This window comes from Isoptericola sp. b515 (assembly GCF_030588125.1).
Lineage (GTDB): Bacteria > Actinomycetota > Actinomycetes > Actinomycetales > Cellulomonadaceae > Isoptericola > Isoptericola sediminis.
This window is the reverse complement of record NZ_JAUQYR010000002.1, coordinates 489,491-512,130: the sequence shown is the minus strand read 5'-3', so window position 1 is coordinate 512,130 and position 22,640 is coordinate 489,491. Positions and strand designations below refer to the sequence as shown.

At 73.5% G+C, this 22,640-nt stretch carries 21 protein-coding genes; 10 read left to right on the top strand and 11 right to left on the bottom strand.

All coding sequences use genetic code 11. From position 1 onward, the window contains the following. Positions 1 to 19: 19 nt before the first annotated feature. From dhaM to ileS, 5 genes are all read right to left on the bottom strand, one after another. Positions 20 to 781: a dihydroxyacetone kinase phosphoryl donor subunit DhaM gene (gene dhaM, locus Q6350_RS08095; protein WP_304603637.1), complete on the bottom strand. Its 762-nt coding sequence runs from the start codon at positions 779 to 781 to the stop codon at positions 20 to 22. After that, complete coding sequence (gene dhaL / locus Q6350_RS08090) at positions 778 to 1,422, bottom strand: dihydroxyacetone kinase subunit DhaL (protein ID WP_304603636.1); 645 nt, start codon at positions 1,420 to 1,422, stop codon at positions 778 to 780. Before dhaL ends, dhaM begins: the two co-directional genes overlap by 4 nt. Then, positions 1,419 to 2,414, bottom strand: coding sequence for a dihydroxyacetone kinase subunit DhaK (gene dhaK / locus Q6350_RS08085; protein ID WP_304603635.1), 996 nt, complete (start codon positions 2,412 to 2,414; stop codon positions 1,419 to 1,421). The genes dhaL and dhaK overlap by 4 nt, the downstream gene beginning before the upstream one ends. 102 nt (positions 2,415 to 2,516) lie before the next feature. Then, positions 2,517 to 3,938 carry a folylpolyglutamate synthase/dihydrofolate synthase family protein gene (locus Q6350_RS08080; RefSeq protein ID WP_305065919.1) on the bottom strand — a complete coding sequence of 474 codons (1,422 nt, stop codon included), beginning with the start codon at positions 3,936 to 3,938 and terminating at the stop codon, positions 2,517 to 2,519. A 251-nt stretch (positions 3,939 to 4,189) separates the two neighbouring features. Next, the gene (gene ileS / locus Q6350_RS08075) at positions 4,190 to 7,540 is read right to left on the bottom strand and encodes an isoleucine--tRNA ligase (RefSeq protein ID WP_305065918.1); all 3,351 of its coding nucleotides are present in this window, start codon (positions 7,538 to 7,540) and stop codon (positions 4,190 to 4,192) included. Positions 7,541 to 7,885: 345 nt separating this feature from the next. On the opposite strand from ileS, the gene Q6350_RS08070 reads away from it, so the two are divergent. Then, the gene (locus Q6350_RS08070; RefSeq protein ID WP_305065917.1) at positions 7,886 to 9,235 is read left to right on the top strand and encodes an MFS transporter; all 1,350 of its coding nucleotides are present in this window, start codon (positions 7,886 to 7,888) and stop codon (positions 9,233 to 9,235) included. An 18-nt stretch (positions 9,236 to 9,253) separates the two neighbouring features. On the opposite strand, the gene Q6350_RS08065 is transcribed toward Q6350_RS08070, so the two are convergent. Next, positions 9,254 to 10,042, bottom strand: coding sequence for an SDR family oxidoreductase (locus Q6350_RS08065; protein ID WP_171246843.1), 789 nt, complete (start codon positions 10,040 to 10,042; stop codon positions 9,254 to 9,256). Positions 10,043 to 10,130: 88 nt separating this feature from the next. Continuing rightward, on the bottom strand, positions 10,131 to 11,735 hold the full coding sequence (locus Q6350_RS08060; RefSeq protein WP_305065916.1) for a molybdopterin-dependent oxidoreductase: 1,605 nt from the start codon (positions 11,733 to 11,735) through the stop codon (positions 10,131 to 10,133). 224 nt (positions 11,736 to 11,959) lie between these two features. Here Q6350_RS08060 and Q6350_RS08055 point away from each other — a divergent pair, with 224 nt between their 5' ends. From Q6350_RS08055 to Q6350_RS08045, 3 genes are read left to right on the top strand one after another with little or no spacing between them, the layout of a single operon-like run. After that, on the top strand, positions 11,960 to 12,994 hold the full coding sequence (locus Q6350_RS08055) for a putative F420-0 ABC transporter substrate-binding protein (RefSeq protein ID WP_304607329.1): 1,035 nt from the start codon (positions 11,960 to 11,962) through the stop codon (positions 12,992 to 12,994). Then, positions 12,987 to 14,060, top strand: a complete 1,074-nt coding sequence (locus tag Q6350_RS08050; protein ID WP_305065915.1) for a putative F420-0 ABC transporter permease subunit — start codon at positions 12,987 to 12,989, stop codon at positions 14,058 to 14,060. The genes Q6350_RS08055 and Q6350_RS08050 overlap by 8 nt, the downstream gene beginning before the upstream one ends. Further along, positions 14,057 to 14,947 (top strand): ATP-binding cassette domain-containing protein, encoded by an 891-nt coding sequence (locus Q6350_RS08045; protein WP_305065914.1) that lies wholly within the window; start codon positions 14,057 to 14,059, stop codon positions 14,945 to 14,947. Before Q6350_RS08050 ends, Q6350_RS08045 begins: the two co-directional genes overlap by 4 nt. 6 nt (positions 14,948 to 14,953) lie before the next feature. Here Q6350_RS08045 and Q6350_RS08040 read toward each other — a convergent pair whose 3' ends face one another. After that, complete coding sequence (locus tag Q6350_RS08040; RefSeq protein ID WP_304607326.1) at positions 14,954 to 15,340, bottom strand: DoxX family protein; 387 nt, start codon at positions 15,338 to 15,340, stop codon at positions 14,954 to 14,956. Between the two features lie 30 nt (positions 15,341 to 15,370). Between Q6350_RS08040 and Q6350_RS08035 the strand changes: the two genes are divergently transcribed. From Q6350_RS08035 to Q6350_RS08010, 6 genes are all read left to right on the top strand, one after another. After that, a complete protein-coding gene (locus Q6350_RS08035; RefSeq protein WP_304607325.1) occupies positions 15,371 to 15,964 on the top strand; it encodes an HhH-GPD-type base excision DNA repair protein in 594 nt (197 codons plus the stop codon). Next, the gene (locus Q6350_RS08030; RefSeq protein WP_370375374.1) at positions 15,961 to 17,025 is read left to right on the top strand and encodes a glutathione S-transferase family protein; all 1,065 of its coding nucleotides are present in this window, start codon (positions 15,961 to 15,963) and stop codon (positions 17,023 to 17,025) included. The genes Q6350_RS08035 and Q6350_RS08030 overlap by 4 nt, the downstream gene beginning before the upstream one ends. Then, positions 17,025 to 17,642 (top strand): DUF4126 domain-containing protein, encoded by a 618-nt coding sequence (locus Q6350_RS08025; RefSeq protein ID WP_305065913.1) that lies wholly within the window; start codon positions 17,025 to 17,027, stop codon positions 17,640 to 17,642. The genes Q6350_RS08030 and Q6350_RS08025 overlap by 1 nt, the downstream gene beginning before the upstream one ends. Before the next feature lie 10 nt (positions 17,643 to 17,652). Next, entirely contained in the window at positions 17,653 to 18,498 is an 846-nt protein-coding gene (locus Q6350_RS08020; RefSeq protein ID WP_305065912.1) for a hypothetical protein, read from the top strand. 100 nt (positions 18,499 to 18,598) lie between these two features. After that, positions 18,599 to 19,231 carry a DUF6318 family protein gene (locus Q6350_RS08015; RefSeq protein ID WP_305065911.1) on the top strand — a complete coding sequence of 211 codons (633 nt, stop codon included), beginning with the start codon at positions 18,599 to 18,601 and terminating at the stop codon, positions 19,229 to 19,231. Then, entirely contained in the window at positions 19,228 to 20,085 is an 858-nt protein-coding gene (locus Q6350_RS08010; protein ID WP_305065910.1) for a hypothetical protein, read from the top strand. The genes Q6350_RS08015 and Q6350_RS08010 overlap by 4 nt, the downstream gene beginning before the upstream one ends. A gap of 25 nt (positions 20,086 to 20,110) precedes the next feature. Here Q6350_RS08010 and cutA read toward each other — a convergent pair whose 3' ends face one another. From cutA to Q6350_RS07995, 3 genes are all read right to left on the bottom strand, one after another. Then, positions 20,111 to 20,428 carry a divalent-cation tolerance protein CutA gene (gene cutA, locus Q6350_RS08005; protein WP_304603621.1) on the bottom strand — a complete coding sequence of 106 codons (318 nt, stop codon included), beginning with the start codon at positions 20,426 to 20,428 and terminating at the stop codon, positions 20,111 to 20,113. A gap of 78 nt (positions 20,429 to 20,506) precedes the next feature. Further along, positions 20,507 to 21,025 (bottom strand): hypothetical protein, encoded by a 519-nt coding sequence (locus Q6350_RS08000; protein ID WP_304603620.1) that lies wholly within the window; start codon positions 21,023 to 21,025, stop codon positions 20,507 to 20,509. Positions 21,026 to 21,083: 58 nt separating this feature from the next. Next, positions 21,084 to 22,367, bottom strand: coding sequence for an MFS transporter (locus tag Q6350_RS07995; RefSeq protein WP_305065909.1), 1,284 nt, complete (start codon positions 22,365 to 22,367; stop codon positions 21,084 to 21,086). Positions 22,368 to 22,640 lie beyond the last annotated feature (273 nt).

The following is a 22,640-nucleotide window of genomic DNA, read 5'->3' as shown; positions in this document are numbered from 1 at the left end:
GGCGGCGGGGTGACCGATCTCACGCCTCGCCGAAGCCACCCTCGATGAGTCCCGTCACGAGCGCGACCGCGGTGTCGGCGCCCTCGCCCCGGGCCGTGACGGTCACCCGCTGCCCCGCAGTCGTGCCCAGCGACATCAGGGCGAGCACACTGGTCGCGTCCGCCCCCTCGACCGTCACGGGCACGCCCAGGTCCGCCACCGAGCGGGCGACGACGGCGGCCGGACGGGCGTGCAGCCCGAGGGGGTTGCGGATCTCCACGACGGTGCTGACCTCGTCCGCGGCTCCCGACGACGGTGCCCCCGGCTCGGGGACCACCTCGCCCTGCGTGCCCGTCGCCGCGACCGGGGGCCCCTCGGCCCCCGAGGACTCGACGAGCTCGTACACCGGCTCCGGTCCGATGGACCGGGCGGCGTCCTCGGCCGCGGCCACGACGCCGTCCAGCTCCGCGCCCTGCTGGGCCGTGACCGCCGCGGCGACCGCACCCTCGACGAACGGGGCCGAGACGAGGCGCACGCGGCGCGTGAGGTCGGGGTCGATCTCGAGCGCCGACTCCACGGTGAGCACCGCCGACCCGAGGTCGGCGAGCACGACGGCGGACGCGGCACCCGCGAGCGCGGCGTCCAGGGCCTCCTGCACCCGCTCGAGGGAGGTCCCGAGCCCGCCGTCGACGTCGCCCGCCGCGCAGCGCACCACGACGTCCGGCGCCATCTCGGCCGTCAGCTCGGCGACGCCGTCGGCCAGGCGTGTCGAGTGCGAGACGAGCACCAGGGCGACGCTCACGCCGCCGCTCCCTCCGCGGCGGTCACGGCCGCGGCCAGCAGCATCGCCGTCGACCGCGCGCCCGGGTCCTCCGTGCCCGCGCTGCGCTCGCCGAGGTAGGAGGCACGGCCCTTGGTCGCCACGAGCGGGACGGTGGCGACCGCACCCGCCTCCGCCGCCTCCGCGGCGGCCCGCAGCACGGCGAGGGCGTCACCGGACTCCGCGGCGCTCTCGGCGGCCTCGACGGCCGGCTGCCAGGCGTCGACCATCGTCTTCTCCCCCACGTGCGCGCGGCCGCGGGCGACGATGCCCTCCGTGGCGGCCTCCAGGAGGGACACCAGGTGGCCCGCGTCCGCCGTGGCCTCGTCCACGACCTTCGACGCCCGCAGGAACGCCGTGCCGTACAGCGGCCCGGACGCCCCGCCCACGGTGGACATCAGGGTGGTGGCGACCAGCTTCAGCACCTGCCCGACCGTCTCGGCGGGTGCCTCCTGGCCGTCGAGCTTGGCCACGACGGCGGTGAAGCCGCGGTCCATGTTGTTGCCGTGGTCCCCGTCCCCGATGCGGCGGTCCAGCTCGGTCAGCTCGTCACGGCCCGCCTTGAGGTCGCTCGCCGCCTGCCGGATCCATCGTTCGGCCCATCCGACGTCGAGCTCGGTCACCACGTGAGGGCCGGGGTCCGGACCGGCGCGTCCCAGAGCTCGAGGAGCTCGTCGTCGAGGACGGCGACGGTCACCGACACCCCCTGCATCTCCAGGGACGTCACGTAGCTGCCCACGAGCGAGCGCACTACCTCGACGCCCTGGTCGGCCAGCATCTGCCGGGCGACGCCGTACACGACGTAGAGCTCGCTGGCGGGCGTCCCGCCCATGCCGTTGACGAAGAGCAGGACCCGGGACCCCGCGGCGAGGTCGATGTCGTCGAGGACGGAGTCGACCAGCCGGCGGGTGATGTCGCTGGCCCCGGCCGCCTGGACGCGCTGACGGCCCGGTTCGCCGTGGATCCCGATGCCGATCTCGACCTCGTCGTCCGCCAGGTCGAAGCTCGGCCGCCCGACGTGGGGCACGGTGCAGGCGGTGAGGGCCACGCCCATGGAGCGCACCCCGGCCACGACACGTTCTGCCAGCGCGGCGACCTCCGCCAGGGAGGCGCCCCGGGCGGCCGCGGCACCGGCGACCTTCTCGACCACCAGGGTGCCCGCCACGCCGCGACGGCCGGCCGTGTACAGCGAGTCCTCCACCGCGACGTCGTCGTTCACCAGCACGCTGGCGACCTCGATGCCCTCGGCCTCGGCCAGCTCGGCGGCCGTCTCGAAGTTCAGCACGTCGCCGGTGTAGTTCTTGACGATGAGCAGCACGCCGGCCCCGGCGTCGGCGGCCTGCACCGCCGCCAGGACCTGGTCCGGCGTCGGCGAGGTGAAGACCTCCCCGGGCACGGCGGCGTCCAGCATGCCCGCTCCGACGAAGCCGGCGTGGAGCGGTTCGTGCCCGGAGCCGCCGCCGCTGATGACGGCGACCTGCCCGGCGGGCGTCCCGCCGGCCCGGGTCACGAAGTTGGGTTCGGTGTGCACCGAGACCTGGTCGGCATGGGCCAGACCGAATCCTCGGAGCGAATCGGTGACGGCCTGTGCCGGGTCGTCAAGCAACTTCTTCATCGCACAACCTCCTCAGCGCGGGGTGTCCGATCCCTATCCAACACCCGTGCCGGAGACGTCGCAGCGTGCGCGGGAAAACCACCCGCCCGGCGTCGGTGCCCGTCAGCCGCGGCCGAGGAGGAGGCGGGCGTCCGCCACGGTGACGACGGAACCCGTCACCACCATGCCCGTGCCGTGACCGATGCCGACCGTGTCCGCCGACTCGACCAGGTCCGTGGCGACCTGCAGCGCCTCGTCCAGGCGCTCGGTGACGTGGACCCGGTGGTCGCCGAAGATCTCCCGGGCGATCTCCGCCACGGCGAACGGGTCGGCCGACCGGTCCGAGGAGTTGCGGGTCAGCACGACCTGCGACATCCCCGGCTCCAGCGCGGCGAGCAGCCCCTCGGCGTCCTTGTCGGCCATGAGCCCGACGACGCCCACCACGGTGCGCAGCGTGAACGCCTCGTCGAGGGCCGCCACCAGCGCCTCGGCGCCGTGCGGGTTGTGCGCGACGTCGACGAGCACGGTCGGGCTGGACCGGACCAGCTCCAGCCGCCCGGGGACGCTGACGTCCGCGAACGCCGTCTCCACGGCTCCCCCGTCCAGGGCACGGCCCCCGAGGGCCTGCTCGGCGGCCGCGAGCGCCAGGAGCGCGTTGTGCGCCTGGTGCTCACCGTGCAGCGGGACGAAGATCTCGGTGTAGGTGGCCAGCGGGGTGCGCAGCGTCACCATCTGCCCGCCGACGGCGACCTGGCGCGCCACGACCTCGAGGTCGACCTCCTCGCGCAGCAGCCGGGCGCCGACCTCGACGGCCCGCTCGGCGAGGACCTCGTCGACCTCGGGACGCTGCACGGCCGAGAACGCCGTCGCGTCGGACTTGATGATGCCGGCCTTGATCGCGGCGATCTCCGCCGGCGTCGACCCCAGCCACTTCTCGTGGTCGACGCTGATCGGCGTGATGACGGCGACGTCGGCGTCGGCGGTGTTGGTCGTGTCCCAGGTGCCGCCCATGCCGACCTCGAGCACGGCGATGTCGACGGGCGCGTCGGCGAAGGCGGCGAAGGCGAGACCGGTGAGGACCTCGAAGAAGTTCAGGCGGGACTGCCCGGCCTCCTCCAGCTCCGCGTCGACGACCTGGACGTACGGGTACACGTCGTTCCAGGTCTCGACGAACCGGACGGCGCCGAGCGGCTCGCCGTCGACCTGGATGCGCTCGGTGACGCTGCTCAGGTGCGGGGAGGTGAACAGCCCGGTGCGCAGCCCGTGCTCCCGGACCAGGCGCTCGGCCATCCGCGCGGTGGAGGACTTGCCGTTCGTGCCGGTCAGGTGGATCGCACGGAAGGTGCGCTGCGGGTCCCCGAGCAGCTCGAGCAGCCGCGCGACCCGGTCGAGGGTCGGCGAGACGTCGTGCTCCGGCGCGCGGGAGACGATGTGGGCGTAGATGCGCTCGAGGTCCTCGGACGCGGCCGCGTCCTCCGCCGCGGCGCGGGCCGCCTTGCGCTCGTCGGCCTTCTGCTTCTTGGTCTTGCCCTGCTCGTCGCTCACGCCACGAGATTACGCGACCGGCCGCCGGATCAGCGCACGGGTCACGCACCCTCCCCTGCCGGGTCAGGGCACGGTCCCGCGAATCAGGGCACCCGGTCGCGAGTCAGGACCTCACGCGGCGAGTCAGGACCGCACGCGGCGAGTCAGGACGGATCCGTCCTGACTCGCCACGCGGCGTCCTGACTCGCGAGGAACCGTCCTGACCCGCGAGGAGCCGTCCTGACCCGCGAGGGCGAGCGGGCCGGGCCGCGTCAGGCCTTGGCCACCTGGACGGTGCGCTCGCCGTCGCCGCCGGTCACCGTCATCGACGTGGCCAACGTCTCGCGCATGACGAGGTCGCGGTGCGCCTCGACGGCCTCCACGTCGCCGGCCGGGACCTCGAGCGTCAGCGCGATGCGGTCGCTCACCTCGAGCCCGGCGGCCTTGCGGGCATCCTGGACGTCACGCACGACGTCGCGGGCGTACCCCTCGGCACGCAGGGCGTCGTCGAGCGCGAGGTCCAGGACGACGAACCCGCCGCCCGGCAGCACGCTCGCCGCGACGTCGGCGCCGGCCTCGTCGCCGACCACGGTGGTGAGCTCGTACTCGGAGGCGAGCAGCGGCACGTCGCCGTCGTCGGTGGTCACGACGACCTCGCCGTCGGCCTGGTGCCACGCCCTGGCCTTGGCCGCCTTGATGACCGCCTGCACCCCGCGACCGAGGCGTGGCCCGGCCGCCCGGGCGTTGACCGCCAGCCGTTCGGTGATCCCGAACCGCTCGGAGGCCGCGGCGTCGGCCAGGACCAGGTCGACGGCCTTGACGTTCAGCTCCCCGGTGAGCAGCCCGGTGTAGCCCGCGAGCGCCTCCGGGTCCGGCACCGCGACCGTGAGGCGGGCCAGGGGCTGGCGCACGCGGAGCTGGTGGGCCTTGCGCAGCGCGAGCGTCGAGGACACGACCGCACGCACCTCGTCCATCGCGGCCACGAGTGCGTCGTCGGCGACCAGCGCCTCGGCCTCGGCGCAGCCGACGGTCGCGCCGGCGGGCGCCTCCAGGCTCGGCCAGTCGGCCAGGTGCACCGACCGGCCGCCGGTCAGGCCGCGCCAGATCTCCTCGGTGACCAGCGGGGCCAGCGGGGCCATGACGCGGCACAGCACCTCGAGGGCGGTGTACAGGGTGTCGAACGCGTCGGCGTCCTCCGCCCAGAAGCGGTCGCGCTGGGTGCGCACGTACCAGTTCGTCAGCACGTCGAGGTGCTCGCGGACGGTCTCGCACGCCCCGGCGACGTCGTAGGCGTCGAGCTGCTCGGTGACGGTGCCGACGAGGTCGTGCGTGCGGGCCAGCAGGTAGCGGTCGAGGGCCGGCAGACCCGGCACGCGGTCGCCCGTGACCGGCTTCGCGACGTACCCGGCGCCGTCCTGCGCGCTGTTCGCGTAGAGGGTGAAGAAGTAGTAGGTGCTCCACAGCGGCAGCAGCACCTGGCGCACGGCGTCCCGGATGCCGTCCTCGGTCACCACGAGGTTGCCGCCGCGCAGGATCGGGCTGGCCATGAGGAACCACCGCATGGCGTCCGAGCCGTCCCGGTCGAAGACCTCGGTGACGTCCGGGTAGTTGCGCAGCGACTTGCTCATCTTGCGCCCGTCGGAGCCCAGCACGATGCCGTGCGAGACCGCCGACCGGAAGGCCGGGCGGTCGAACAGCGCCGTGGCCAGGACGTGCAGCGTGTAGAACCAGCCGCGCGTCTGGCCGATGTACTCGACGATGAAGTCGCCCGGGTAGTGGTGCTCGAACCAGTCGGCGTTCTCGAACGGGTGGTGCACCTGGGCGTACGGCATCGAGCCGGAGTCGAACCAGACGTCCAGGATGTCCTCGACGCGACGCATCGTGGAGCGCCCCGTGGGGTCGTCGGGGTTCGGCCGGGTGAGGTCGTCGACGAAAGGACGGTGCAGGTCCGGCTCGCCCGCCGCGTTGCGCGGCAGCCGCCCGAAGTCCCGTTCGATCTCCGCGAAGGACCCGTAGACGTCGACGCGCGGGTAGGCGGGGTCGTCGGACTTCCACACCGGCACCGGGGAGCCCCAGAACCGGTTGCGCGTGATCGACCAGTCGCGGGCGTTCTCCAGCCACTTGCCGAACTGGCCGTGCTGGATGTGGTCCGGGGTCCAGGCGATCTGCTCGTTGAGCTCGAGCATCCGCTCCTTGATCTTCGTGACCTCGACGAACCAGGAGGACACGCCCATGTACATCAGCGGCTGCCGGCAGCGCCAGCAGTGGGGGTAGGCGTGGTCGTAGGACTCGCGGCGCAGCAGCACCGTCCCGGCGCTGACGGACCCCGTGTCGGCCTCGCCACGGGTCCGGGCCTTGAGGTGGTCGATGATCGGGGCGTTGGCGTCGAACACCTGCAGGCCGGCGTACTCCTCGACCGGTGCGGTGAACGTGCCGTCCGCCTTGACCGGCATGACGCTGGCCACGCCCTCGCGGTCGCAGACGATCTTGTCGTCCTCGCCGAAGGCGCCGGCGGAGTGCACCAGGCCGGTGCCGTCCGTGGTGGTCACGAAGTCGGCCTCGACGACGCGGTGGGCGCGCTCGCGACCGGCGTAGTAGGAGAACGGCGGGGCGTAGGTGGTCTCGAGCAGGTCGCGACCGGTCAGCCGGGCCACGACGCGCGGGGCCTCGGCGCCCTCGTCGGTCAGCTCGCGGGCGTAGTGGTCCAGGCGCGCCTCGGCGAGCACGAACCGCTGCGGCGACCCCGTCGGCGAGGCCTCGACGACCACGTAGTCGATGTCGGTCCCGACCATGACGAGCAGGTTGGACGGCAGGGTCCACGGCGTCGTGGTCCAGGTGAGGAGCCGGTCGCCCGCGGTCAGCCCGGCCGACGCGGCGCGCTCCGGCACGGTCAGGACCTCGAAGCCCACCGTCACCGCCGGGTCCTGGCGGTTCTGGTAGACGTCGTCGTCCATGCGCAGCTCGTGGCTGGACAGCGGCGTCTGGTCGTTCCAGCAGTACGGCAGGACGCGGAAGTCCTCGTACACCAGCCCCTGGCGGTGGAGCTCGGAGAACGCCCAGATCACCGACTCCATGTAGTCGGGGTTGAAGGTCTTGTAGTCGTGGTCGAAGTCGACCCAGCGCGCCTGGCGGGTGACGTAGTCGCGCCACTCGGCGGTGTACTTCAGCACCGAGGAGCGGCAGGCGTCGTTGAAGCTCTCGATCCCGAGCTCGAGGATCTCGTCCTTGGTCTTGATGCCGAGCTGGCTCATCGCCTCGAGCTCGGCGGGCAGACCGTGGGTGTCCCAGCCGAAGCGGCGCTCCACGTGCTTGCCACGCATGGTCTGGTAGCGCGGCACGACGTCCTTGACGTAGCCGGTCAGCAGGTGGCCGTAGTGCGGCAGGCCGTTGGCGAAGGGCGGGCCGTCGTAGAACACGAACTCGTTCTCGCCGTGCTCCCCCGCCGGGTTCTTGGCCACCGAGGCGCGGAAGGTGTCGTCGGCCTCCCAGTACGCCAGCACGTCGCGCTCGATCTGCGGCAGCTGCGGGGACGCGGGGACGCCGGCGATGCCGAACGCCTCGCCGGGCGTGGCGGTGGGCGCGTCGGCGGCGCCGTCGGACGTGCGGTGCAGCGGGTAGGCCATGGGCGGGCTCTCCTGAACGAGCGGGCGGTACGGGTCGTCGTGGTGCACTGCGAGGACGACGTCGGCTCCCCACGCCGTCCTGGCGGACGACTCAGGTGCCGGGCCGCGGTACCACCCCGCTTGCGGACCGTGTCCTCGAGGAACCGGTCCACCGCTCGTCGGAGGCTGTGACGGGCCCACCCGTCCGGTTCTACTCGGCGCCGGGTCGCGCCTTTCTTCCGGAGGCTCGCCGGTGATGGCCGGGTCGACGCCTGTGCGGACCATGGTAGCCCGCGCCGCGCCGGAACCGCACCGACTTTCAGGAGTACCCTGCGGGGTATCCCTGCGCGTACGACCTGGAGGACCATGTCCGCCGCCCCGGCATCCACCCGTCCCGTCGTGGAGGTGCAGCGCCGCACGCTGCGCGTCCTGGTCCTCGCCCAGGTGCTGTCCGGCGCCGGACTCGCGGCCGGCATCACCGTCGGCGCGCTCCTCGTGACGGACCTGCTGGGCTCGGCACGGTTCGCCGGCCTCCCCGCGGCGCTGTTCACCGGCGGGTCGGCCCTGGCGGCCCTGGCCGTCGGCCGGTTGTCGCAGCGCCACGGCCGCCGCGCGGGTCTCGCCGCCGGCTACGTCGCCGGCGCCGTCGGCGCGTTCGTCGTCGTGGCCGCCGCGGCCGCCCAGAACGTCTGGGTCCTCCTGGGGGCGTTCGCGCTCTACGGCGCGGGCACGGCCACCAACCTGCAGGCGCGCTACGCCGGGGCCGACCTCGCCGCACCGCACCGGCGGGCCCGGGCCCTGAGCACCGTGCTGGTCGCCACGACGCTGGGCGCCGTCGCCGGCCCGAACCTCGTGGGCGTCATGGGCGACGTCGCCACGGGCTGGGGTCTGCCGGCGCTGACCGGCCCGTTCATCCTCGGCGGCGCCGCCTACGCGGCGGCCGGGATCGTGCTCGGGGTCGCGCTGCGGCCCGACCCGCTGCTGCTGGCCCGGCGGCTCGACGAGGACGCGGTCGAGAACGCGACGGTGCCCGCCGCGGTCGAGGTCCCGGAGACGGACGACGCCGTACCGGGCGCGACGGCGCACGACGCCCCGGCGGAGACCGCGGCCGAGAACCCCGGGGCCGTGCGCCGCGCGGTGCTCGTCGCCGGGACGGTCATGGTCCTCACGCAGGCCGTCATGGTCGCGATCATGACGATGACGCCGGTCCACATGGCCGACCACGGGCACGCGGTGTCGACCGCCGGGTTCGTCATCGCCGTGCACGTCGGGATGATGTACCTGCCCTCGCCGCTGTCCGGCTGGCTGACCGACCGGTTCGGGCCGCTCCGGGTGGCGGTCGCCGCGGCCATGACGCTGCTGGCCTCCGGTCTCGTGGCCGGGCTCGTGCCGTCGTCGTCCGTCGTCGGTCTCGCCGTCGGCCTCGGTCTGCTGGGTCTGGGCTGGAGCCTCGGGCTGGTGTCCGGCACCGCGATGCTCACGTCGTCGCTGCCCCTGGCGACCCGGGCCCGCACCCAGGGCGCGGTCGACCTCTCGCTCGCGCTGGCGGGAGCTGCCGGCGGGCTCGGGTCCGGTTTCGTCGTGGCGTCCAGCAGCTTCGCCGTCCTCTCGCTCGGCGGAGGGCTGCTGGCCCTGGCCGTGCTGCCCGTGGTGGCGCTGACCGCCCGGTCCCGGACCGGACCGGACCGAGCGGCTGCCGCGGACCGGCCGGCGTGACCCGGGCCGGTCGGACCGTCACACGCCCGTGCGCGCGATCTTCTGGTTGTGGGCCTGCGCCCGCGGCCGGATGACCATCAGGTCGGTGTTCACGTGGGCCGGGCGGGTCAGGGTCCAGGCGACCGCGTCGGCGACGTCCTCGGCGAGCAGCGGCTGGTAGCCCTCGTACACGGCCGCGGCCCGGTCGGCGTCGCCGTCGAACCGCACGAGGGAGAACTCCTCGGTGGCGACGGCTCCCGGGGCGATCTCCATGACCCGGACCGGTTCGCCGGCGATCTCCCAGCGCAGGGTCGTGGACAGCATCCGCTCGGCGTGCTTGGCGGCGGTGTACCCGGCCCCGCCCTCGTAGGCGCCGTGGGCGGCCGTGGAGGTCACCACGACGACGTCGGACCCGCCGTCGGGCCCCGCCGCCTCGGCCGACGCGCGCAGCAGGGGCAGCACCGCCTGGGTGACGCGCAGGGTGCCGAGCACGTTCAGCTCGTACATGCGCCGCCAGCCGTCCACGTCGCCGTCCTCCACCCGGTCCTGGCCCAGGGCCCCGCCGGCGTTGTTGACCACGGCGTCCAGCCCGCCGGTCGCCTCCAGGTGCGCCGCGAGCGCGGCGACCGCCGCGTCGTCGGTGATGTCCAGGGGGTAGGCCTCGGCCCCGGTCTCGGCGGCGAGCGCCTCGAGCCGGTCGGCACGCCGCGCGGCGGCGACCACCCGCCAGCCCTCGGCGCGCAGGCGGCGGACCACGGCGGCCCCGATGCCGGAGGACGCCCCGGTGACGAGGGCACGGCGGGCGGGCGCGGACGGGTTGCTGCTCATGGGTCGGCTCCTCGGGGTCGGACGGTTCGCGGCCACGGAGGAAAGCCAACCACGCCCGGGACAGGGACGAGAGCTTCCCGGGAGCGGATCAGCCGACGGTGACGGAGACCGCGTGCCACCCGGTCGCACCGTCCGGGGCCGGCGGCGCCTGCTCGGCGGTCTGCACCTGGCCGTTCGCGTCCGTGGCGCGCACGGCCACCTGGTGGTCGCCGGGGGTGGCGTCCCAGTCGAGGCGCCACTGGCGCCAGGTGTCCGGCCCGACGGTGTCGGCGAGCTCGGCCGCCATCCACTCGCCGTCGTCGACGCGCACCTCGACGCCGGAGATCCCGGTGTGCTGGGCCCAGGCGACGCCGGCGATGGTCACCTGCCCGGCCTCGACCGCAGCGCCCGGCCGCGGCACGTGGATCCGGGACTGCAGCTTGACCGGGCCCATCGCCGACCAGCCGCGGGGCGTCCAGTAGCCCTGGTCGTCGGCGAACCGCGTGACCTTGAGCTCGGTGACCCACTTGGTCGCCGAGACGTACCCGTACAGGCCGGGCACGACCAGGCGGGCCGGGAAGCCGTGCTCCTCGGGCAGCGGCTCGCCGTTCATCCCGACGGCGACCAGCGCCTCCCGGTCCGGGTCGGTGAGCACCTCCAGCGGCGTGCCCGCCGTCCAGCCGTCCACCGAGGACGACAGCACCATGTCGGCGTCGGCCTGCGGGCGGGCGCGGGCCAGCAGCTCGCGGATCGGGTGGCCGAGCCACAGGGCGTTGTCGACGAGGTCGCCGCCGACCTCGTTCGAGACGCAGCACAGGGTCACGTGGTGCTCGGTCATCGGCAGCTCGAGCAGCTCGTCCCAGGTGATCTCGAACGGCTCGTCGACCAGACCGGTGACCCGCAGCGACCAGGTGGCGGGGTCGACCTTCGGCACCCGCAGCGCGGTGTCGATGCGGTAGAAGTCGGCGTTGGGCGTGACGTAGGGCTCGGTGCCGGGCACACCGAGGTCGGCGCCGGCCGGCACCGCGGGCGCGGGGGTGGCCGCGGACGGCAGGCGGATGGCCTCGCGGACCACCTCGACCGCCCGGCTGCCGGCGGCCAGGGCACGTGAGGCCGCCAGGGCGAGGACACCGCCGACGGCCGTCGCCCCCGTCCAGATGAGGAAGGTGCGGCGTGAGGCGCCGTCGTCCGACAACGCGGCGGCAGGCGGCTCGCCCGCCGGGACGTCGGTCGCGCCGCCCGACCCGGCGCCGGCACCCACCGGCACCACGGCGGCCCGCGCGGGCACCCGGGCGACGAGCAGCCGCAGCAGCAGGACGCCGCTCCCGACACCGAGGACCGCCGGGAGCGCCCACAGCGGTGTGGCCCCGGGCCGGGTCACCGCGATGATCGCGAGGAGCAGGCCGACGGCGCCCATGAGGACCCGTCCCGCCGGCGGGCGGCGCAGCTCCAGCAACCCCGCCAGGACCGCACCGGCGGCGAGCACGACCCCCATCGTGGACAGCAGGACGAGCTTGTCGGCGGTGCCGAACCACTCGACGGCGAAGTCCTTGAGCCACGGCGGGACGTTGTCGACGACGACACCGCCCAGGGCCAGCACCGGCGAGGAGGCCGGGTCGACCCAGGCGGCGACCAGCTCGGACAGCGCCAGGCCCGCGCCGGCGGCCACGACGCCGGCCAGCGCGGCCCACCCATCCCGTGCTCGGAACCTCATACGGTCCACCCTGCCACCGCGAGCGCCCTTCGCCGCGCCCGTTCCGCCGTCGGAGGCGGACCGTCATCAGCCCGTAATGCGCGGGTACTAGGGTGGGAGTCCTCGCGGACCACGGGCACCGGAGACTCGCCCGTCGGTGCGGCCCCTTCTTTGGGCCGCAGGTCCGGTCGGTGCGAGATGCCGCACCCGCCACCCATACCACCTGCCTTCCGGGAGGCCCACCCGTGCCCCGAGCGCGCATCGCTGCCCTCGTCCTCGCGACCACCGCCGTCGCCTCCCTCGCCGCCTGCTCGGCGGAGACCGTGCCGGCCGACGACGCCGCCCCGTCGACCGCGGAGTCCGCCGCGGCCGGCACCGCGGCCACCACCGAGTACCCGCTGACCCTCGACAACTGCGGCACCGAGGTGACCTTCGAGGCCGCCCCGCAACGCGTCGTCACCATCAAGTCCTCCACCGCCGAGACGCTGCTGGCGCTCGGCCTGGGCGACCGCGTCGTCGGGTCGGCTTTCCTCGACGGCCCCGTGCCCGAGTGGCTGGCCGACGACGTCGAGGGCACTGCTGTCGCCGAGCCGTTCAGCGACGAGGTGCCGGGCACCGAGGCCGTGCTCGAGCTCGAGCCCGACCTGGTCTACGCCGGGTGGGAGTCCAACGTGGCCGCCGACGGCGCCGGGGACCGCGAGACCCTGTCCTCGCTCGGGGTGAACAGCTACGTCGCCCCGGCGGCCTGCAAGGACCCGGCCTACATGCCGAACCCGCTGACCTTCGACGAGGTGTTCGCCGAGATCACCGAGGTCGGCCGGATCTTCGACGTGAACGGCGCCGCGGACGAGCTGGTCGCGGAGCAGCAGGCGGTGCTCGACGGCGTCACCCCCGACGACCGCGGCCTGAGCGCCCTGTGGTACTCCTCCGGCAGCGACATCCCCTACGTCGGGGCCGGCATCGGCGCGCCGCAGATGATCCTGGACGCCGTTGGGCTGGACAACGTCGCCGGTGACGTCGAGGACACCTGGACCTCGCTGTCGTGGGAGGAGATCGTCGACGCCGACCCGGACGTCGTCGTGCTGGTGGACGCCACCTGGAACTCGGCCGAGGACAAGATCGCCCGGCTCGAGGAGAACCCGGCCACCGCCGAGCTGTCGGCCGTGCGCGAGGAGCGCTACCTTGTCGTGCCGTTCCCCGCGACGGAGGCGGGCGTGCGCAACGCCGACGCCGCCGCCGACCTCGCCGACCAGCTCGCGGAGCTCGACCTCGATGAGTGAGACGGCCACGCGCGCTCCGGTCCCCGCGACGCTGTCGCGGGGCCGGCTGCTGGCGTGGCTCGGCGTGACGACGGCGGCGCTGCTGGCCAGCGTCGTCGTCACGGTGGCGATCGGCCCGGCCGGGCTGACGCCGTCGGACGTCGGGCAGGTCGTGGCGACGCGGCTCGGGCTGGGCGATCTGCTCGGGCTGGCCGCCCCCGACCGGCTCGACGACGGCATCGTGTGGCAGCTGCGGCTGCCCCGGGTGCTGACCGCCGCGGCCGTCGGCGCGGGTCTGGCGGTGTGCGGCGTGGTGATGCAGTCGCTGACCCGCAACCCGCTCGCCGACCCCTACCTGCTCGGGCTCAGCTCGGGGGCGTCGCTGGGCGCCGTCAGCGTGCTGGTGCTCGGCTGGCTGGCGGTGCTGCCGGTCGCGGCGTTCGTCGGGGCGGCCGCCGCCCTGGTGGCGACGCTGGCGCTGGCCACGGCGGCCGGGCGCGGCGCCGGGGGCCTGTCCCCCGGACGTACCGTGCTGGCCGGGCTCGCGGTGTCCCAGCTCGCGGCCGCGGCGACCAGCTTCGTCATCTTCTGGTCCGCCCAGGGCGACCAGTACCGCGAGATCCTGTCCTGGATGCTCGGGTCGGTGGCCGGGGCGCAGTGGCCCTCGGTGCTCATCACCGGCGGCGCCGTGCTCGTGCTCGGCACCCTGCTCGCCTCGACCGGATCGGTGCTCGACGCGTTCACCTTCGGCGACACCGCCGCCGCGACGCTCGGCGTCCCCGTCGCCGCGGTGCGCTGGGTGCTGCTGATCGGCGTCGCCCTGCTGACCGGCGCGCTGGTGTCCCAGTCCGGGGCGATCGGGTTCGTCGGCCTGATCCTGCCGCACGCGGTGCGCACGATCACCGGCGCCCGGCACCGCGCCCTGCTGCCGCTGTCGATGCTGTGCGGGGCGACGTTCCTGATGTGGGCCGACACCCTGGCCCGCACCGTCTTCGCCCCGCGCGAGCTGCCGGTCGGCATCGTCACCGCCGCGATCGGCGCACCCGTGTTCGCGGTGCTGCTCTGGAAGGGGAAGGCCCGGGCATGACGCAGATCTCCGGATCTCCCCCGACCGAACAGCCGACGGCGGAGACGCTCGCCGTCGGGACGGGGCACGGCGCCGGCCTGACGGCCGAGCGCGTGCGCTGGTCCGTCGGCGACCGGCTCATCCTCGACGACGTCGACGTCACCGCTCCCCCCGGAGCGCTGACCGGCCTCGTCGGGCCGAACGGGACCGGCAAGTCCAGCCTGCTGCGCCTCGTCGCCGGGGTCGAGCGGCCCGACGGCGGGCTGGTGTCCCTGGTCTCCCGGCGCGGCGCTCCGGGCGATGCGGAGGCGTCGCAGGACCTGCTGGCGATGGCGCGCCGCCGTCGGGCTCGGACCCTGGCGTTCGTCGAGCAGGACGCCGCCTCCGAGCTGCCGGTGACCGTGTTCGACGCCGTCCTGCTCGGCCGCACGCCGCACCGATCGGTGCTGGCCGGGCCCACCGAGGACGACCACGCGATCGCGCACGCCGCCCTGGAGCGGGCCGGAGCCGGGGACCTGGCCGCGCGGGAGGTGTCGACGCTGTCCGGCGGCGAGCGTCAGCGCGTGCACATGGCCCGGGCGCTCGCCCAGCAGCCCCGGGTGCTGCTCCTGGACGAGCCGACGAACCATCTCGACGTCGCGGCCCAGCTCGCCACGATGCGGCTGGTCGGCGAGCTCGCGGCCGACGGCGTCACGGTGCTGGCGGCGCTGCACGACCTGTCGCTGGCCGCCGCGACGTGTGACCACGTCGTCGTGCTCGCCCCGGAGCCGGCCGGTCGGGTCGTCGCGGCGGGGCCGGTCGAGGAGGTGCTGGTGCCCGAGGTGATCGACCCGACCTACGGGGTGCGCACCACGGTGCTGCGGCACCCGCGCACCGGGCGGCCGGTGCTCACCTTCGACGAGGTCTGAGCCCGCTCAGTCGCGGTCGGCGCTGCGGGCGACCCGCCACGCCCAGGCCACCAGCGGCACCTGCAGCGGCAGCCGGCCCCAGGCCACCGACGGCTTGCGGGACCAGTGCCGGGCGCCCGGGTGGGAGTCCAGGGCCATCTTCACGTTGCCGGGGAACACGCCCACGAACAGCGCCGCCGTCGCGAGGCCACCGACGCGGCGGGTGGCCGGGACGGCGACCGCGGCGGCACAGGCGAGCTCGGCCGCGCCGCTGCCGTAGACCCAGGCGCGCGGCGAACCGAGGGCCTTCGGGATGAGCCCTTCGAACACGCGGGGGTTCACGAAGTGCAGGGTGCCGGTGACGGTGAGCGCGGCGGCGAGGGAGCCGGCCAGGACGTGAGGGTGTCGAGCCATCCGCCGAGGGTATCGGGCAGGATGGGGTCCATGACCGCACAGCTCTGGATGACCGGCGACGACGCGTCGGACCGCCTGCTGAGCGAGGACCCGTTCGCCCTGCTGATCGGGATGCTGCTGGACCAGCAGTACCCGATGGAGCACGCGTTCGCGGGCCCCCGCAAGATCGCCGACCGGTTCGGGACGCTCGACCCGGCCGCGATCGCCGACGCCGACCCCGACGCGTTCATCGAGATGGCGACCACTCCCCCGGCGATCCACCGCTACGGCCGCTCCATGGCCGGGCGGGTGCAGGCCGTGGCGCGCGCCGTCGTCGACGACTACGACGGCGACGTGACCCGGATCTGGACCGCACCGGGCGCCTCGGGCGGGGCACCCACGGGGGCCGAGGTGCTCCAGCGGCTGAACGCCCTGCCCGGGTTCGGCACGCAGAAGGCGCAGATCTTCCTGGCGCTGCTCGGCAAGCAGCGCGGCGTGGAGCCCGAGGGCTGGCGCGAGGCCGCCGGGCACTACGGCGACGAGGGGTCGCGCCGCTCCATCGCGGACGTGACCAGCGCCGAGTCCCTGCAGGAGGTCCGGGAGTTCAAGAAGGCCCAGAAGGCAGCAGCAAAGGCGGCGAAGTGAGCGAGCAGCAGACCACCCAGCGTCCCGAGCACGCCCAGGGCGGGACCTACACGGTCCCCGGCCAGGAGTACGTGCGCGACCAGAACTACCTCTCGACCCGGATCACCCGCGACGGCGCCGACGGCTACCCCGTCGAGCCCGGCCGGTACCGGCTCGTGGCGGCCCGTGCCTGCCCGTGGGCGAACCGCTCGATCATCGTGCGGCGTCTGCTCGGCCTGGAGGACGTGCTCAGCATCGGCATGCCCGGCCCGACCCACGACGAGCGCAGCTGGACCTTCGACCTCGACCCCGGCGGCCGGGACCCGGTGCTCGGCATCGAGCGGCTGCAGGAGGCCTTCTTCGCCCGCGACCCGGAGTACCCGCGCGGCATCACCGTGCCCGCGATCGTGGACACCCGGGACGGGGCCGTCGTCACGAACGACTTCGGGCAGATCACCCACGACCTGTCGACCGAGTGGACCGAGCACCACCGCGACGGCGCCCCGACGCTGTGGCCGGCCGACGCCGACGAGCGCGCCGAGATGGAGTCGGTGATGCGGCGGGTGTTCACCGAGGTGAACAACGGCGTCTACCGGTGCGGGTTCGCCGGGTCGCAGGAGGCGTACGAGAGCGCGTACGAGCGGCTGTTCACCGCGCTGGACTGGCTGGAGGACCGGCTCAGCACCCGGCGGTTCCTCATGGGCGAGGCGGTCACCGAGGCCGACGTGCGGCTGTTCACCACGCTGGTGCGGTTCGACGCCGTCTACCACGGGCACTTCAAGTGCAACCGGAACAAGCTCACCGAGATGCCGGTGCTGTGGGCGTACGCCCGCGACCTGTTCCAGCTGCCCGGGTTCGGCGACACGGTCGACTTCGAGCAGATCAAGCAGCACTACTACGTGGTGCACACCGACATCAATCCCACGCAGATCGTCCCCGTCGGACCGGACCTGTCCGGCTGGCTGACGCCGCACGGCCGGGAGTCTTTCGGCGGCGACCCCTGGGGCGATGGCACCGCGCCGGGGCCGGTCCGTACGGAGGAGCGGGTGACGGCGGGGCACAACCCGCTCGTGCCCCGCTGATGCTGGAGCTGGCCACCGGGACGGGGCTCGCGCTCGCCGCCGGGCTCAACGCCTGGATCCCGCTGCTGGCGCTGGGACTGCTCGCCCGGTACAGCGACCTGCTGACGCTCCCCGCCTCCTGGTCCTGGCTGGAGAACGGCTGGGTGCTGGTGGTCCTCGGGGTGCTGCTCGTTCTCGAGGCGGTCGGCGACAAGGTGCCCGTGCTGGACTCCGTCAACGACCTCGTGCAGACCGTCGTGCGCCCCGGCGCCGGGGGGATCGCGTTCGGCGCCGGGGCGACGTCGTCGACCACGCGGGTCGAGGACCCGGGTGCCTTCGTGGAGTCCGGCGACTGGGTACCGGTGGTGCTGGGCATCGTCCTGGCACTGATCGTGCACCTCACCAAGGCCGGGGTGCGGGCGGGCGCCAACGCGGCCACGGGTGGTCTCGCGGCGCCCGTGCTGTCCTCGGCCGAGGACGGCGCGTCGGTCGGCCTGTCGCTGACGGCGATCCTGCTCCCCCTGCTGGTCGTCCCGCTGGTGGTCCTTCTCGCGATCGCGGGATGGCGGCTGGTCCGCGCCCGACGGCGAGCCGGGGCGTCGCCACCCGTGGCGCCGACGATCGGGGACGGCGGTTAGGCTCGACCGCATGGACGCACTGCTCCCCCTCGGTACCGCCCCGCGCCCCGCCACGGACGAGGATCTGGCCGCGCGGTTGCGCGCCGCGCTCGTCGCCCTGGCCGGCGACCAGGTCCAGAACCTGGACGACGCCAAGGTCCTGCCCGTGCTCGACGGCGGCGACATCTCCTCGCTGGACGTGGACCTCACGGGCGTGGTGATGGGCATGCCGACCGGTGCGCAGGAGACCCCGGCGCCGTGGCGGCCGGAGATCACCGGACGTGAGGACGCGGTGCTGCGCCGGCTGCGGATCGACGCGCACCCGATGGCTGCCGTCGACCTGCCTGTCGACCTGACCGCCGAGATCACCGGGCTCCGCTTCTCCTGGGTGACCACGGCCGACGAGATGGTCGGCGCCGAGCTCGTCGAGCCGTCCGACGACTCCCCCGTCTCCGGGAACGCCCGGCTGGCCGTGTCCCACGAGGGGCTGGCCGGCACCGTGCAGGGACTGCTGGCGGTGGCGCTGTCCGGCAACGGCATCGCGCTCAACGACTTCGACCTGCAGGTCGAGCAGGCCGGACCGCGCGCGGCGTCGCTGCGCATCGAGGCCGGGATCAAGAAGTCGTTCCTGTCGGCGACCGTGACCGCGACCGCCTCGGCGTCCGTCGACGACGCCATGGTGCTCACGGTCGGTGACGTCGAGCTGTCCAGCGGCAACCCGATCGTCGGAGCCATGCTCGGGGCCATCAAGGGCCGGCTCGAGGCCGCCGCGGGCCGCAAGGTCGACCTGGGCGCGTCCCTGCCGCCCGGCGTGGAGCTGGCGGACGTGCAGCTCGACGTCGGCGAGGACATCGTCCTCACCGCGCAGCTCGCCTGAGGTCGGCAGCTCCGTCCACAGGGTGGGCGGGAGGTTTCGCCCGATGTGTCCGGCTCGCTAGGGTCTGGTGACGTCCTGCCACTGATGCCCTGGAGACGCAATGGCGCGCACACCCCGGCACCACTCATCGCTTCGACGACTCGTCCCGGCCCTGGTCGTCCTGGGGCTCCTGGCCGGATGCACCGGGGGTGATCCGAAGCCGGAAGCGCAGGCGAGCGAGCCTTCCTCTGCCCCTGTGACGACGGCGCCATCGGAGGAGCCGACCCCGTCCCCGTCGCCCTCCCCCACCGGCCCGACGAAGCCCGAGCGCCCGGCGGCGATGGACAAGAAGAACGCCGAGGGCGCTGCGGCGGCGGTCGAGTACATCCTCGGACTCGAACAGCCGATGATGGTCTCTGGCGACACCACCGCGTGGGAACGGCACTCGCACAGGTCCTGCGACTACTGCGAATCGCGTCTCGATCAAGCGCAGTTGATCGCTGAGAGGGGTGACCTGTTCGAAGGTGGCGGCTACGAAGTCAGGGTAGACAAGGTGTTTGCACGCGACGTGATCACCGGCATCTGGCCCATGAACATCACCGTTCGCGAGCATGCAACAAGCATTGCGGCACCTTCTGGCGAGGTACTCATGGACTCCGCAGCAACGACAGCAGAACGTCGAGCCGAAATCGCGCTACGTGACGGCACCTGGGTTCTCGTCGAGATTGCCCCGATCCCGAACGATGCGCCGTGACTCCCAGAGCTTCCGTTGCAGGTGCGCTCGCGATGGTTCTCTTGTGTTCATCCGGCGCAGTCGCTGCTGAACCTCCCGATTACCAGACTGGCGTTCAAGATGGACAGGATCCTTCGGTCACTGTCGGTGCCACGCTTGAGCAGCAGGACGCCCTCCTCAACGGCACCGGCGGCGACTTCGCCTCCGACACCCGCTACTTCCGCGCCACGGTGCACTACTGCCTGCTGAGCGACCTGGAGAACAGCGTGCTCCGCACCGTCTGCGACGAGGGCACCGAGACGATAGCCACCGGCATCGACTGCCCGGACGACGCCTTCGCCCTGGCAGGCCTCTTCGCGGTCACTCTCGCCGCCAATGGCGCGGAGTCCGCGCCCCGGCTGATCAGCGAGGGGACCTGCGTCACGGCGGCCGACCTCGAGGCCGAGGCTGAGCGCGCCTTCCAGAACATGCCCGTCGAACCCGCACAGATTCATCTGGAGATCGAGCGCGACTGGGCGATCGTCAACTTCGGGATCCATCCGCGCACCGACGACACGGACCAGGTCATGGACACCGCGCTCCTCGGCGTCCCCGTCCAGATCCGGGCCTATCCTGCCGAGTTCACCTGGGACGCCGGCGACGACACCACGCCGATCACGACGGACCATCCGGGCGGCCGCTGGGACAGCGCCGACGCCATCAACCTGCCCTACCCCGAACCCGGCACGTTCACCGCGAGCCTCACCACCACCTGGCACGGGCAGTTCCGCATCACCGGAACACCGACCTGGACCGACATCGACGGCGAGCTCACCACCACGGACAGCACCGACCCGATCGAGGTGCATGACGCGGAGGTGCGGCTCACGGGCTGAAGCGGCGTTTCGCCCCTCAGGCGGGTCAGCCCACCTCGGAACGCACCCAGGCCAGGTAGTCGGGGTTCCCGTCGGTCACCGGGCTCACGAGCACCTCGGGCACCTCGTACGGGTGCTGCTCGATCAGCCATGTCTGCAGCTCGCCGGCACGATCCGCCGTCGTTCGGAAGGTCGCCCGCCACTCGGTGGCGGTCTCGACGCTGCCGTCCCACCAGTAGGCGCTGGTGACGGGGCCGTCCACCTGCCCACAGGCGGCCAGACGGCGCGCGACGGCGTCGCGAACCAGCTTGTTCGCGGTGTCCTCGGAGTCGATCGTGGTCACGACCTGCACGACATCATCCATGCCGACGACGCTATCCCGTGAGTCACCCATCGAGCAGCAGGCAGCCTCGACGGGCGTCGATCGCCCGTGCGTCACCACTCAGTGCGGAGGCTCGGCGTTCTCCGGGTCGTCGACGGGAGCCTCGACGTCGCCCCCTGCGTTCCGTGCGCGCACGGCCTCGAGCCAGGCCACCAGCTCCTCGTGGTGGTCGAACGGCCCCGGAATCTCGACGCACGCTCGGCCGCGCGTCTCGTCGTCGTGCCGCAGAAGCCGGCGCGTCAGGCCGGGATGGGACCCGAGCCGCGCGGCAGAGTCCTCGGTGCACTGCAGGAGCAGGAACCGGTTCGCCCCGGTGGTCCGGTCGTGCACCGCGACGACGTCGCTCCACGGCACCTCCAGGCGGCGGTACCGGACGACGTCCGGGGTGACGACGAGGCGGAACGGTCGTGCGATACGCCAGAGGAGGGCGACGACACCGACCGCGGGGACCCCGACGACGAGACCGGCGATCAGGCGAGACGCCCCCGGATCGCTCCAGAGCTGCACCCCGAGGCCGACGAGGACGACCGCGACACCGAGCGGGAAGAACAGCCACCGTCGCGACGCGCTGAACTGCACCGCGCCATCGTCGGCGAGAGTCTGATCCCAGCGGTCGGCAGGAGGCATTCAGCCGAGTCTATCGGTCGGCCTGCCGCCAGTTCCCAGCGGCGGCCGCGAGGACGACGCCGGCGGCCACGGCCGGCATCGCCAGGGCGGCGGTCGTCCCGACGGTGTCGGCGAGGGCACCGGTGCCCGCCGAGGCGGCCGACTGCCCGAGGATGATGGCCGATCCGAGCATCGTCATCAGCGTCGTGCCACGCCCGATCGGGCTGCGGTGCGAGCCCAGGGAGTAGATCGTCACCAGGCTCGGGCCGATGCCGAGACCGGCGATCACGAGCCCGGCGATCAGCACGCCGGTCGAGGCCGCGGTCGCGACGACGACGGCACCCACGAGCTGCACGACGGCTGCCGTCAGCCAGCGTGCCCGCAGGCTGAACCGAGCGGGCAGCGCAGAGACCGCCAGGGCCGAGACCACGGAGCCGATGCCCATGAACCCGTACAGCAGACCCGCCCGCTCGGAGTGGCCGGCGTCCCCGGTGACGGCGGACATCGCCGTCAGCGTGGCGCCGAAGAACAGCCCGATGCCGACGAACCCGGCGACCAGCACCAGGACGCGCGCCTGCCACAGCTCGGAGGCCGGGGCCTGCTCGGCGGACTTCGCAGCGTGAGCCGTCGTGCCCGCGTCCTGGGCCGCCGTCGTGCGGGCCGAGGCGTGCAGCGCGAACGCGCCGACGGCCAGCGCGGTCAGCGCCGCGGCGGCGAGCATCGGCGCGGCGGGACCGAACGCCGCGGCCAGCAGGCCGACGACGAACGGCCCGATGACGAAGACGATCTCGTCCGCGGCGGACTCGTACGACATCGTGCGGCTCACCGTGCGAGCGCGGACGGCCGCAGGAAGGCGGGAGTGAATGACCCCGACGAGGCGGCTGCGCGACATCGGGGGCACCTGCGGTGCGGAGGCGCCGATGGCGAACGCGATCGCCAGGACGACGACGTCCGGCACCGCGGCGTACACCGCAGCGGTCAGGGCGACGAGCAGGAGGCTGTTCACGGCGGCGGTGACGAGCAGCACGGTGCGCTGCCCGGCGCGGTCCGCCCAGGCGCCGATCAGCGGGCCGATCGCCGCGCCACCGATGCCGACGACACCTGACGTCAGGCCGCCCAGGGTCAGGGAGTCACGTCCGGCGACCACGATCGTCAGGACCCCGACAACCATCATCGCGAAGGGGAGCCGCGCGACGAACGCGAGCGGGAAGTAGGTGCGGCCCATGGCTTGGACCAGGGTGGGACCGGATTCGTCGGCGGGGCGGTCCGTGGCCGGGGCGTTCGTCGTCCGGGCCAGCGTCTCGGACAGGGTCATGCTCTCGGTCTCCTCCAGCGCGGCGTCGCCGCACGATCGTCGTGCCGCCGTGGGCGCGAGGAGCACCTGGTAGATACACAAGCCTGGTTTGGTTCACGGTCGGAGCGCCGAGGCGATCCGACCGTGGGCCACGGTACATGCTCACGACGCGTTGCGCCGTGACCTGGGTCGCCGCAACGGTGAGCAGGCGGATGTCGCCGTACGGCGACATGGCTGTCATGTCGCCGTACGGCGACCAGGTGGAACCGACCCTGCTCGACGCCCGGTCCCTCC

Bases quoted from the DNA above. Each gene is read 5' to 3' on its own strand.
- Q6350_RS08025 (WP_305065913.1), top strand. From the start codon at position 17,025: ATGCTGGAGCTGGCCACCGGGACGGGGCTCGCGCTCGCCGCCGGGCTC.
- Q6350_RS08065 (WP_171246843.1), bottom strand. From the start codon at position 10,042: ATGAGCAGCAACCCGTCCGCGCCCGCCCGCCGTGCCCTCGTCACCGGG.
- ileS (WP_305065918.1), bottom strand. From the start codon at position 7,540: ATGGCCTACCCGCTGCACCGCACGTCCGACGGCGCCGCCGACGCGCCC.
- Q6350_RS08070 (WP_305065917.1), top strand. From the start codon at position 7,886: ATGTCCGCCGCCCCGGCATCCACCCGTCCCGTCGTGGAGGTGCAGCGC.
- Q6350_RS08035 (WP_304607325.1), top strand. From the start codon at position 15,371: ATGACCGCACAGCTCTGGATGACCGGCGACGACGCGTCGGACCGCCTG.
- dhaK (WP_304603635.1), bottom strand. From the start codon at position 2,414: ATGAAGAAGTTGCTTGACGACCCGGCACAGGCCGTCACCGATTCGCTC.
- Q6350_RS08040 (WP_304607326.1), bottom strand. From the start codon at position 15,340: ATGGCTCGACACCCTCACGTCCTGGCCGGCTCCCTCGCCGCCGCGCTC.
- Q6350_RS08015 (WP_305065911.1), top strand. From the start codon at position 18,599: ATGGCGCGCACACCCCGGCACCACTCATCGCTTCGACGACTCGTCCCG.
- Q6350_RS08060 (WP_305065916.1), bottom strand. From the start codon at position 11,735: ATGAGGTTCCGAGCACGGGATGGGTGGGCCGCGCTGGCCGGCGTCGTG.
- Q6350_RS08045 (WP_305065914.1), top strand. From the start codon at position 14,057: ATGACGCAGATCTCCGGATCTCCCCCGACCGAACAGCCGACGGCGGAG.
- cutA (WP_304603621.1), bottom strand. From the start codon at position 20,428: ATGGATGATGTCGTGCAGGTCGTGACCACGATCGACTCCGAGGACACC.
- Q6350_RS07995 (WP_305065909.1), bottom strand. From the start codon at position 22,367: ATGACCCTGTCCGAGACGCTGGCCCGGACGACGAACGCCCCGGCCACG.
- Q6350_RS08020 (WP_305065912.1), top strand. From the start codon at position 17,653: ATGGACGCACTGCTCCCCCTCGGTACCGCCCCGCGCCCCGCCACGGAC.
- Q6350_RS08050 (WP_305065915.1), top strand. From the start codon at position 12,987: ATGAGTGAGACGGCCACGCGCGCTCCGGTCCCCGCGACGCTGTCGCGG.